We start from the raw sequence: 11,621 nt of genomic DNA on the forward strand, positions 1-11,621 counted from the left end.
AATTTTTGTAGCACTTAAAAGATAGAATTTGGATAGTAAAATTTAGAAAGAAGTGGGAAAAAGATAGAAAATAAACTTCTATCTTCTTAAATTTATGCTTTGTAGTTTAGCATATAAAGGCGAATGACTTGCTCTGCTGTCATCTTTAAATTTCTAATCGCGACATCTTTTCTCATCGCTTCTTCAAGACTTACTGGCTCATTTAATATACAAAAATAGGCATCAATCCCATTTTTGTGGCAATCTTTGGCGCATTTTTGCACGCTTCCAGCAAATGCGATCACTGGCTTATGATACTTTTTTGCTAGTTTTGCAACCCCAGTTGGTGTCTTGCCCATTGAGCTTTGAAAGTCCATACGGCCTTCACCAGTGATGACTAGATCAGCCTTTTTGATCTCATCCTCAAGTGCGATAGTCTGCGTAATGATCTCAATACCTGGGCGAAGTTTCGCTCCTAAAAATGCCACGAATGCAAAGCCAAGTCCACCAGCTGCGCCAGCACCTTTTTGTGTGTGAAATTTGCTATTAGTCTTTTCCTTTACAAGAGTTGCAAAGTGTTTTAGCCCATCATCAAGCTCTTTTACCATACGGCCATTTGCACCCTTTTGAGGGGCATAAACGTGAGCAGCTCCATTCATACCATAAAGAGGATTATCTACATCGCAGGCGATTAAAAACTCGCACTCCTTTAGCTCTTTTAGTGCCTCTTCATCTGTAAACTCATAAATTTTGGCTAAATTCTCACCTTTTCCTTCAAGTAAAGCACCATCTTTATCATAAAATTTAAAGCCAAGTGCGCTAAGCATGCCTGTACCAGCGTCATTTGTCGCGCTTCCGCCGATGCCAATGATAAATTTTCTAGCACCTTTAGCAATGGCATCTTTTATCATCTGACCAAAGCCAAATGTGCTAGTTTTTAGTGGATTTCTCTCATCTGGATTTATGAGTGTAAGGCCAGAAGCACTTGACATTTCAAGTATAGCAAGGTCATCTTTTAGTGCATATCTAGCTAAAATTTCAATTCCAAGTGGATTTTTAACTATCGTATCTATAAATTTTGCACCAAGTGCATCAGCCATCGCCTCTACACTACCCTCACCACCATCTGCGATAGGCTTGACAACGACCTCACAGCCAATCTCTTCTAGTCCTTCTTTTATAGCAAGGCCCGCCTCAAGCGAGCTAAGCGAGCCTTTTAATGAATCAATCGCAACTAAAATTCTCATAAAAGCACCAAAGATAATATGTAAACGCTAATTATACCAACGATACCCACTATAAACGTCATAGCTGTTTGTGTACGATATCCTTGTTCTGCACTCATCTTACTAAAATTTGTCACAACCCAGAAGTAGCTGTCATTTGCGTGAGATACGCACATCGCACCAGATGCTATCGCCATGACGCAAAGCGCAGCTGAAAGCTCGGTCGTAAAGCCAAGTGTATGCATGAGCGAGTTGTCGACACTAAATGCGCCCATGATAGATGCTGTCGTGATGATAGCCACGGTCGAGCTTCCTTGAGCGGTTTTTAGTATGGCTGAGATGATGAATGGGAAGAAAATTCCTATCGCTTTTATAGCGGTTGCATTTTCTTTTATGAAATTTACAAAGCCAGCCTCAGTGATGACATTACCCAAAACACCGCCAGCTGCTGTGATAAAGAGTATCGGTCCAGCGATCTTTAAAGACTCGTTCGTGATGTGGTCAAATTCTCTTATCTTTCTGGCTTCGACTAATAAAAATACGCAAAAGATCACGCCGATTGCAAGAGCAATGATAGGGTTTCCTAAAAATAAAAGTATCTTTGGCAAGAGAGCCGTTTTATCAAACATGCCTTGTTTTGCTAAAACATCGACAATAGAGCCGATCGCCATAAAAATGATAGGCATGATGATAGGAGCAAGGCTTAAAAATCCGCTAGGTAGCGTGCCAAATTTCTTTAAAAGCTCTTCGTAACTAGCTGTGATGGTAGCGTCAGCATCTTTGTCGCTGATAGTCACACTTTTGCCAACACTCTTTGAAAAGAAATAAACAGCTATCAAAACAGGTACTGAAACGACTGTTCCCATGATGATAACAAGGAGTAAATTTCCGCCAAGACCAAGTGTTCCTGCAGCTGCTATTGGGCCAGGAGTTGGCGGGATAAAGACGTGAGATGCGTATAGGCCGCCACTAAGTGCGACTGACATCGCGACTGGGCTTGCTGAAATTTTCTTATAAAGCGCCTCGCGAATAGAGTTTAAAACGACAAATCCACTATCGCAAAATACCGGAATGCCAACAACCCAGCCCATGATGAGCATAGCAAGCTCTGGACGCTTTTGTCCGACTAGCTTTACAACCATATCAGCTAGCTTTAGTGCAGCTCCAGTTTTTTCAAGCACAGTGCCGATGATCGTTCCAAAGATAATAACGATACCGATACTCTTAAATGTGCCACTAAAGCCGACACCTATCATCGCTGGGATCTTGGACAGATCAATGCCTGCGACGATCGCAAGAACCAAAGAAATGCTCATAAGTGCCAAGAATGGATGCACTTTTAGCTTAGAGATCATAACGATCATAAGTATGATGGCTACAACAAAACAGACAATTAGTGAGATTCCGCTCATAAAAACTCCTTTGCTCTGAGATTTTGCTTAAGATTTTAGCAAAATTTGCTTGTATTTTTTCTAATATTTTTAAGTTTTTTGATTAATTAAATTTTTTTGACATATTTGAGTAAATTTATGATTATTTGCCTAAATTTAGCCATTTTATAAGTTTAAAATTTTTAGCTTATTTTAAAATAACAAAACCAAGACCAAATTTATCAGTATGCTTATTATAATCAATTAAACTCTCACCATATCCCGTAAAATACTGCAAATAGCCATAAACCCCAGTTGAGAAGATAGGAAACATATATGAAATTTCAGCAGCACCTTTATTTGTTTTATCAAAATGTAAGTTATTTCTTAGCATTAGGCTAAAAATGTGATCATTAAGGTTGTAGCTAAGCCTTACATCGCCATGCCCGATATATTTTAATATATCTTTATTATCGCCCTTATTGCCCACTATCATCCAAGCTCTTGGCGAAATGTTAAGCTTGCCAAAAATAAAATCACTTTGCACATAAGCTCTATTCCAGCTTCTTGAATTGCTACCATCTCGTCCATTTGACTCATGCAAAAGTCCAAATTTTAGATTTTTAACACCTATTTGATCCAAATATTTTGGCGAAGCAAAATTTAGAAAAATTTCTGGCTGATAGTTCGTCTCACGAAACGGCGCTGAGGTTCTTGTTATCTGCCACCAAGATGTCTGCGTGTAGGCTGCCACAAGGCTCTCTCTAAATCCAAATAGGTCATAAAATAACGGCTTTGCAAGGCTTATTTGAAACTTAGTTTCAACGCTTTTTCGCTCATCGTTTGGCACATTTTTAGCATAAGTTACTGGTAAAAGGTAGTTAAATTTATAAAGCTCGATACCAAGTGCATTTTGTAAATTTTTACCACTTTTATCTTCTCTTAAAAGATCGGCTTGCTTCAGCTTCGCCTCTCTTGGTGCTGGCTCGCTCTCTTGTAAATTTTGTATCACGTTTTGCTCGTTTAAAGAGCTTTTGGCTAGCTCTTTATAAATTTGCATCGCAGCCTTTATGTCGCCACTTTGCTCCAGCTCTTGTGCTCTTTTAAAATCATCTAGCCCACCTGCCATCAAAAAACTAAGGCTAAGGCTTAAAAATAATAAAATTTTACTCATCATCTATCTTCTTTTCTTGGATTTTCTTTGCCATTTCGTATTCGTCAGGGAAATTTACGTTAAAAAACTGCTCACTATCTTCAAAATTTACGACTTTGCATTTACAGCTTTTTCTCAAAAGTCCGATTTTATGCTCATTTTTTAAATAAAACTCATGAGCCAAAGTGGCAAGCCCTGGGCTAAAAAAACCACAAAGCGAGTGAATGTGCTCATTATCACTGGCCACAACCATGTCAAATTTATCTTTAAATTTAGCAAGCTCTTCTAAACTTTTAAGATCAAAAAATGGCATATCAGCTGGTATCACAAAAATGCTATGATCAAAATTTTTAAGAATGGAGTAAAGCGCGAGCATTGGCGAATAGTTATTGCTATTTTCATCTTTTATAAGCTTTAGTGGCGGGCTAAATTTCTCAAATTTTGAGCTTACATAAACTTCGTCAAAAACTTTGCTAAATTTCGCAACCTCATAATGAGTAAGCGTCTTAAAACCACCAAATGGCAAAAGTGTCTTATCTTGCCCCATACGCGAGCTTTTGCCACCTGCTAAAATCACGCAAGTTTGCATCTTTTCCCTTAAGAAAGTTATGAGGCTAAATTTAGCTAAAAGCGGCTTTGATCTACCAAAAATATGTGATAAAAACTTATTTTTGTTTATGCTACTTGTGAAATTTTAAGCCTGCTTTGCCCTTTTCATTGTTAAAAATTCTTCGTAGCGACGATCAATAATAGCTTTGATCAAGGCATAGTTTTCTTGTGAGTTTTCTATATAAAAATAGGCGTTATCAAAGTATTTTTCACCAAATTTTTTAGAAACAAAATCCGTATAATCCTGCAAATACCAACCATACATTTTGGCAAATTTTGTCCGATCGGTCGTATAGTAAGCTTTTGCAAAGGCTTTACCAACAGTATTTAGCTCCGCGCTTCCAAGTACGCCGTCCATAGCGTCAAAAAGATACTGACGATAGTTAAAATTTTCGTCCATCTGTGCTATATCGTCCGCAAAATCTGCCGCAAATTCCTTTGAATAAAATTTGTGTTCCATGCACCAGCGAAAGAAAAATGCAATGTGTGTCGCACCGTTTTCATGCGGTATATCAGTCGGCGCATCTTTCGCACCCCAGTGCCATTTTGCTTTGTCATATACTATATCTGGCATTTTTATCCTTTTAAAATGCTCAATTTTACTAAAACCATCTTAATCGCAGTAAAAATCTGGCTATTTTGTACATTTACTTGCTACGATTAAAAAAGATATAATGGCGCTTTTATTTTAAGGAGAAGCAATGAGCGAAAAAAATCTACAAATTTTAGGCTGGATCGGCACATGCCTATCAGTTGTTATGTACTTTTCATACATCCCACAAATAATGGGTAACCTTGACGGCAACAAGACACCTTTTATACAGCCACTAGCGGCTGCACTAAACTGCACAATCTGGACAAGTTACGGTCTATTAAAAGCTAAAAAAGACTATCCACTTTCTGCCGCAAACTTTCCAGGCATAATCTTTGGTCTTTTGGCTACGATAACAGCGTTTTAATGCACCATTTAGTTGTTGTGGCGATTTTACAATAAAACATTATTTGATTCGCCGCAACAACTAATTTATAGTGTTTGCGCTATTTTGGCTAACTTTTCTTTAATTATATTGCCTTTTGAGCTTAGTGAAAAGATCATTTGCACTAGCTCCTCAGTTGTTGCCTCTATTCTTTTGTCATCACTATCTAAAGTTCTGAATTTGTTTAGGATAAGCGGACCGAATTCTTGATATGTAGACATAAAATCCTTATAGTCCTCTTGCAGTTCTGGTGCGTAAAAACTGATAAGCGAGTGTAATTTACCAATTTCAAATTTTGGATTTTCTATATTTAAATTTGGATTTATTAATAAAGCTACTTTATAATGTATTCCCCCTAAAATATCCCCCAACTATAATAAACGCTTCCTCTAGCTTTTGTCGCCTGAGTTTATTTTTCTCTTTTTTTGTGTTTAGATTAGCGTACACCCATTGCGCACACATTGTTAGGACTGCACCAAGTACAATTTTCAATAAGTCAGATATCAAACTATCCATATTATTTTTTATAAGTCCCTTGGATCGGCGATTTTACCTGCTATGGCTGAGGCCGCTACAACTGCTGAGTTGGCTAGATAAATTTCACTCGTTCTATCGCCCATACGTCCGACAAAATTTCTATTCGTCGTCGAGATGCAGCGTTCATTTGCACCTAAAATACCCATATATCCGCCAAGACAAGCGCCACAAGTTGGATTGCTCACAACCGCTCCTGCTTCGATGAAAATGTCGATTAAGCCCTCTTTCTCGGCAGCTCTTGCGATCTTTTGCGTCGCTGGAGTGATGATGAGCCTTGTTTTGCGGGCTACTTTTTTGCCTTTTAAAATTTGTGCTGCGATACGCAGGTCGCTTAATCTGCCATTCGTACATGAACCGATAAATGCTTGATCAATGGCTAAATCGTCGCGAACCGCCTGTCTTACGCTCTTGCCGTTGCTTGGCAAAAATGGATATGCAATGACTGGATCAAGGTTTGTAACATCGATCTCTAAAATTTTGTCGTATTTTGCGCCCTCGTCTGAGTAGAAAAATTTTGGTTTATCGCGTAAATTTTTATCTTTTAAAAACTCTTTTGTGATCTCATCAACCGCGATAATACCACTCTTTGCGCCCGCTTCGATCGCCATATTACACATTGAAAATCTATCATCCATGCTAAGGCCCTCTATCACCTCACCGCTAAACTCAAGCGCCTTGTAAAGTGCACCATCAACGCCTATTTGGCGGATGATCTCAAGGATAAGATCCTTGCCATAAACGTGCTTATCAAGCTTACCTTTAAAGACAACTTTGATGCTCTCAGGCACTTTAAACCAGTTTTTGCCAGTGATCATCGCATAAGCTAGGTCGGTGCTACCCATGCCGGTACTAAACGCTCCAAGAGCACCGTGTGTACAGGTGTGGCTATCAGCTCCTATGATGACGTCACCTGGAATGACTAGCCCTTTTTCAGGCAAAAGCGCGTGCTCGATGCCCATATCTTTTTCATCAAAATAGTTTTTAAGGTCGTGTTTGTAGGCAAATTCGCGTGAAATTTTGGCTTGGTTGGCGCTTAAGATATCTTTTGTCGGGATGTAGTGATCCATAACGATGGCAAAGCCGTCTGGGTTAGCTAGCTTTTTAGCGCCGCTTCGCTCAAACTGCTTGATCGAAATAGGCGTCGTGATATCGTTGCCTATGATCATATCAATCTTGCTCTCGATGATCTCTCCAGCGCTTACCTCTTTGCCAACGTGATCTGAAAATATTTTCTCGGTGATAGTTTGTTTCATAAATTTCCTTTAAATTTTGAGGCGATTTTAACGAAAATTGCTAAATTTAAAGAAAATTTACTAAGCCAAAAGGCCTAGTAAATTTAGAATTTAACGCTAGCCGTTAGCATAAACTGACGAGCATAACCTGGTTGTATCGGTATGATATTAGCATCCGTACCGGTTGACGAGGACGTATAATAAAGCTTGTCGGTCAAGTTTTTGACGTTAAAGGCGAAATTCGTCTCGTAGCCCGCGATCTTGGTATCATAGCTGATAAATGCGTCGTAAACGACCGCACTATCCATCTTGAATGCCGTTCCTACTGGTACTGCAGGTAAATTTGTCCTCATATAGTATGTATACCACGAGCCAAAATATCTAGCTCCGCCGCCGATCCTTAGGCCTTTTGCGCCTAGGTGGCTAAAGTCGTAGTTAGCAAAGAGGCTGGCTTGGTGCTTAGGCGTGGCTTCTAGCGGTTTTCCCACTAGCACGGCAAACGCGCCGCTATCCTTGCGCACCTCGGTTTTAGTGTATGCGTAGCTAGCGCCTACGCTTAGCCCTTGCGTCACGCGGCCGTTAAAGTCAAACTCAAATCCTCTAGAGCGCGCCTCGCCCACTGGCGTACTCACGCCACTTACGGTACGCATGATGTTTTTCTTATTGATATTAAAAACCGCCGCACTAGCCGTTATGCTATCGTTTTGAAATTTAGATCCAAACTCTATACTTTTGCCCTCTTCAGGCTTTATATCGCCGATATCGCCTTTCATAGCCATTTGTGGATTGAAACTTTGTGCGTAGTTGGTATAGACCGACCACTGAGGCGTTAGTAGATATAAAAGTCCAGTTTGCCACGTAAATTTACCATCTTGCTGATCTGTGCTATTTGGCCCACTAGTTGTGCCGCGAGCTACTTGGTCGTAGTATTCATATCTAGTTCCTAAAGAGTAGATTAAGTTTTCAGTTAAATTTATGCTATCTTGTGCGTAAAATCCGATCGTTTTTAGCTTTTGGTACTGGATGCCGGAGGCTCGATCGGACGGATAGGCGACCGTGCCGTAGACTGGACTGTAGATATTTATCGGGAAATTTTTGTGCGTCGTGCCTGAGCTGTAGCTGTTTAGCGCGCCGGGTCTATAGCGGTAGTACTCCTTTGCGTCGATGCCAAAGAGTAAGTTATGCTCTATCTCGCCAGTTTTAACGTAGCCGTTTAAATTTAATGATCCAGCATGCGTGCGGTGGATAAATCCGTCATACGCCTCGTTTCGTCTAGCCGCAACGCCCGTGTTTAAATTTACGTTCATTAGCCTGATGTGACCGTATTCGTGCTTTGAGCGAGAAAACGCGTAAGCGCCCTTTAGTAGCCAGTTTTCTCCGAGATTTTTCTCGAAATTTACATCTAGCGTGTCAAGCTTTGTTTTTAGCTTATTAAATGGCTCGTCAAGGCGTCTTTTCTTATCTATGGGTAGTAGTTTCCCAGTGCTTGGAATGAGATACATGCCTCGGTCGATCGGATCGGTCGAGCGTGTGTGCGCATAGGCCAAATTTATGCGGTAGTCATCGCCTTTATAAGAAAGTGAGGGAGCAAAGAGAACATTTTTATATTCGCCAAACTCTCTCCAGTAGTCTTTTTGCATCGTATCAAATATAAATCTATACGCAAACCCGCTCTCCGCAATAGGTCCTGTGATATCAAAGCCTGTATTCCAGTAGTTACGGTTGCCGATACCAGCCCAAATTTCGTTTGCAAAGTCGTATTTTGGCTTTTTAGTGACCATATTTATGATGCCGCCAGGTTCTTGCGCACCGTAGAGCAAACTAGCCGGACCTTTTAGCACTTCGACGCTTTCTACGGTTTTGTTAAAGCTATGCATGACGCTAGCGGGCACCCCGTTTCGCATGATCGAGCCGTCGCGTCCGCCACCAAATCCTCTTTTTATGATCGAGTCAAAGATGCCGCCCGTGGTGTTTCCGTAGCTAACGCCGCTCACATTTTGAAGGCTCTCGGCTAGAGTTTCTGGTTTTTTATCCTTTAGCTGCTGCTGGGTTACAACGTTTACAGTTTGTGGTATCTCAAGAATTGGCGTATTTGTCTTGCCCACCTCACTCGTTGTGGCTCTATAACCATCGTCTGCGCTATCTTCAATGCTAATTCCATCTAAGCTTACATCAGTAGCATTTAAAGCAGAAATAGCAAAACAAAGCACCGCACTAATGCGAAATTTATTCATTTATCATCCCTTAAAAAAATTTTTAATATTATAAAAATAGTTATCATTATATAAAATATATTTTAAATTTTTATGAAAAAAATTTACGAAAAATTTATATTTTAATAACATTACAAATAAAACATTTAAAAAAATTAAACATAGATCAGAAAACAGATTTTTACTATTTTTATCATAGCTAGTGATAAAGCTTTTGTTAAAACATTTTTGCAACATTTCTGATATAATCCCCACATGAAGTACGCACATTTAGTTCAAATAGCAAGTTATCTATCAAATTTTACAAAGATAAACCAAGCAAAACGCATTAATGATATGGCTATTTTAATCGAATTTAATGGGGAGAAGATTATCTTTGATCTAAACAAATCAAACTCCGCTATCTACAAAGATGACGAACTAAAAGAAGCAAAAATCTATCAAGCACCATTTGATAATGTCCTAAAAAAGCGCTTTAATGCCTCGCATATAAAAAGCGTTGAATGCTTAAAAGATAATAGAATTTTAAAATTTATCTGCACGCAAAGTGGCTCATATAAAAGTAAAAATTTTATCCTCTATCTTGAATTTACTGGCCGCTTTACAAATGCTGTGATAACTGATGAAAACAACGTAATAATAGAGGCGTTAAGACATATCGATAATAGCTACCGCAAAATAGAAACTGGTGAAGTTTTAAAAGAGCTTCCAGCTATCGCCATCAAAGAAAAACCGTGCGAGCCCATAACTGACTTTGAGGCGTTTTTTAAGAGCGAAGCGGTCAGAGTAAATGAGTCCAGGATAGCTGGCTTAAAAGAGGCGAAGCTTACAAGCGTACAAAAAAAGATAGATAGCATGAGCGAAATTTTAAACTCACTTGAAGATAAAGATGAGTTAATGAGAAAGAGTGAAGAAGCTGCGAATTTAGGATCACTTTTACTTGCAAATCTGGGAAATTTTAAGGGCTACGAGAGAGAAATTTGCCTGAAAGATTTTGATGGCAACGAGATAAAACTAACTCTTAGCGATACACCAAAAAATAGTGCAAATGAGTTTTACACAAGATCAAAAAAACTTCGTGCAAAAGCCATTGGTGTAGATATAGAAAAGAGAAATTTAAAAGAAAAAATCGAGTTTTTTGAAGGACTAAAATCTCTTTTAAAAGAAGCGAACAGTCTTTATGAGCTTGAAATTTTAAGCCCAAAAAACAAAGCAAAACAAAGAGAACGCCACGTAAAAGATGTGAGTGAAAATGCTGAAATTTTTTACGTTAGAGAATTTAAAATACTAGTTGGTAGAAACGAAAAAGGCAATATAAATTTGCTTGACCTTGCCAAAAAAGATGACATCTGGCTTCATCTAAAAGACGCCCCAAGCGCTCACGTCATCATCAAGACAAATAAGAGTAGGGTGCCTGAAGATGTTCTAGAAATGGCAGCTAAATTCTGCGTAGAATTTAGCGTAAAGGGAGCTGGCAGATACGAGGTAGACTACACTAAGCGTGAAAATTTAAAGCGTGAAAACGGTGCGAATGTCACTTATACGAACTATAAAACTATCATCATAAATAAAGGCTAAAAATGGCTGTAACACCTTTAGGAAATAGTAACTTTATAAATCAAAACGCACCAGTAGTATCGCAAGTACATGCAAATCAACAAGCTAGATTTGATATGCAGTCTTTAATGGCAGCTGAGCTTGCCTCGCAACAAAGTGAAGAGATCAAAGAGGTGCGTCCGATGGAAGAGTCTTATAAAATAGACCCTGAAAAGGAACATGAGCGCCAAAAAAGTGAAGAAGAGGCAAGTGAGTTTGAGAGCGAAAAACAAAATTCAAGAGATAGTGACGGAGAAAATTTGGATAATATAACAGATAACGAAGAAATTGAGCCTAACGAACATCACATGCTTGACATAACTATTTGATACCTAAACACCCCTACCCCACAAACACCACATCTCAAGCCAGCAATACTCCCCCAACACCTAACCCTCCTTCAAATCTTTAACGCAGTAAATGATAAAGAAAAACTTTTTAAGATCCACTCTGACTCACCTAAAGCCTGCCCACTTGGTAGCAAGATCGAAGGCCTCTTAACCCCTCCCCTCCTAAAAGCACAAGAAGCTTTAGAGAATAGTTTAAGAAACATTACTTTACAAGATCTATTAGATGAGCTTATTAATTTATAAAATTTAAAAAGTAGACAAACTAGGTTATAGAATTTAAAAAGCAGGCAGATATATAAAAACCAATCTATTTTATTTATTAGGAACGCTATGCGCTCCTAACTATTTTTATGTATCTTTATGTAGGAATTTTTATAAA

Annotated in this window: 12 protein-coding genes; 4 read left to right on the forward strand and 8 right to left on the reverse strand. The window is 39.0% G+C overall.

Going from position 1 to position 11,621, the window contains the following annotated elements:
* Positions 1-92: 92 nt before the first annotated feature.
* The 5 genes from F3G69_RS02110 to F3G69_RS02130 form a co-directional block, all read right to left on the reverse strand.
* Positions 93-1,226: a glycerate kinase family protein gene (locus tag F3G69_RS02110; RefSeq protein ID WP_149714261.1), complete on the reverse strand. Its 1,134-nt coding sequence runs from the start codon at positions 1,224-1,226 to the stop codon at positions 93-95.
* Complete coding sequence (locus F3G69_RS02115; protein WP_149714262.1) at positions 1,223-2,617, reverse strand: GntP family permease; 1,395 nt, start codon at positions 2,615-2,617, stop codon at positions 1,223-1,225. The genes F3G69_RS02110 and F3G69_RS02115 overlap by 4 nt, the downstream gene beginning before the upstream one ends.
* Before the next feature lie 166 nt (positions 2,618-2,783).
* On the reverse strand, positions 2,784-3,752 hold the full coding sequence (locus tag F3G69_RS02120; protein WP_223155856.1) for a phospholipase A: 969 nt from the start codon (positions 3,750-3,752) through the stop codon (positions 2,784-2,786).
* Entirely contained in the window at positions 3,742-4,317 is a 576-nt protein-coding gene (locus F3G69_RS02125) for a molybdenum cofactor guanylyltransferase (protein ID WP_149714263.1), read from the reverse strand. The genes F3G69_RS02120 and F3G69_RS02125 overlap by 11 nt, the downstream gene beginning before the upstream one ends.
* Before the next feature lie 105 nt (positions 4,318-4,422).
* Positions 4,423-4,911, reverse strand: coding sequence for a DUF7832 domain-containing protein (locus F3G69_RS02130; RefSeq protein WP_149714264.1), 489 nt, complete (start codon positions 4,909-4,911; stop codon positions 4,423-4,425).
* Positions 4,912-5,038: 127 nt separating this feature from the next.
* Here F3G69_RS02130 and F3G69_RS02135 point away from each other — a divergent pair, with 127 nt between their 5' ends.
* On the forward strand, positions 5,039-5,296 hold the full coding sequence (locus F3G69_RS02135) for a SemiSWEET family transporter (protein WP_021091682.1): 258 nt from the start codon (positions 5,039-5,041) through the stop codon (positions 5,294-5,296).
* 65 nt (positions 5,297-5,361) lie between these two features.
* Here F3G69_RS02135 and F3G69_RS02140 read toward each other — a convergent pair whose 3' ends face one another.
* The 3 genes from F3G69_RS02140 to F3G69_RS02150 form a co-directional block, all read right to left on the reverse strand.
* Positions 5,362-5,685 (reverse strand): hypothetical protein, encoded by a 324-nt coding sequence (locus F3G69_RS02140; protein ID WP_141089780.1) that lies wholly within the window; start codon positions 5,683-5,685, stop codon positions 5,362-5,364.
* 153 nt (positions 5,686-5,838) lie between these two features.
* Entirely contained in the window at positions 5,839-7,104 is a 1,266-nt protein-coding gene (gene leuC / locus F3G69_RS02145; protein WP_103604161.1) for a 3-isopropylmalate dehydratase large subunit, read from the reverse strand.
* Between the two features lie 83 nt (positions 7,105-7,187).
* Positions 7,188-9,317 carry a TonB-dependent siderophore receptor gene (locus F3G69_RS02150; RefSeq protein ID WP_103599858.1) on the reverse strand — a complete coding sequence of 710 codons (2,130 nt, stop codon included), beginning with the start codon at positions 9,315-9,317 and terminating at the stop codon, positions 7,188-7,190.
* Between the two features lie 234 nt (positions 9,318-9,551).
* Here F3G69_RS02150 and F3G69_RS02155 point away from each other — a divergent pair, with 234 nt between their 5' ends.
* Genes F3G69_RS02155 through F3G69_RS09430 form a run of 3 tightly spaced genes read left to right on the forward strand, consistent with a single transcriptional unit; the run spans position 9,552 to position 11,485 of the window.
* Entirely contained in the window at positions 9,552-10,874 is a 1,323-nt protein-coding gene (locus tag F3G69_RS02155; RefSeq protein WP_149714265.1) for an NFACT RNA binding domain-containing protein, read from the forward strand.
* A 2-nt stretch (positions 10,875-10,876) separates the two neighbouring features.
* On the forward strand, positions 10,877-11,221 hold the full coding sequence (locus F3G69_RS02160; protein ID WP_103599856.1) for a hypothetical protein: 345 nt from the start codon (positions 10,877-10,879) through the stop codon (positions 11,219-11,221).
* A gap of 45 nt (positions 11,222-11,266) precedes the next feature.
* Complete coding sequence (locus tag F3G69_RS09430) at positions 11,267-11,485, forward strand: Rrf2 family transcriptional regulator (RefSeq protein ID WP_219808660.1); 219 nt, start codon at positions 11,267-11,269, stop codon at positions 11,483-11,485.
* Positions 11,486-11,621 lie beyond the last annotated feature (136 nt).

This window comes from Campylobacter concisus (assembly GCF_902460625.1).
GTDB classification, from domain to species: domain Bacteria; phylum Campylobacterota; class Campylobacteria; order Campylobacterales; family Campylobacteraceae; genus Campylobacter_A; species Campylobacter_A concisus_AD.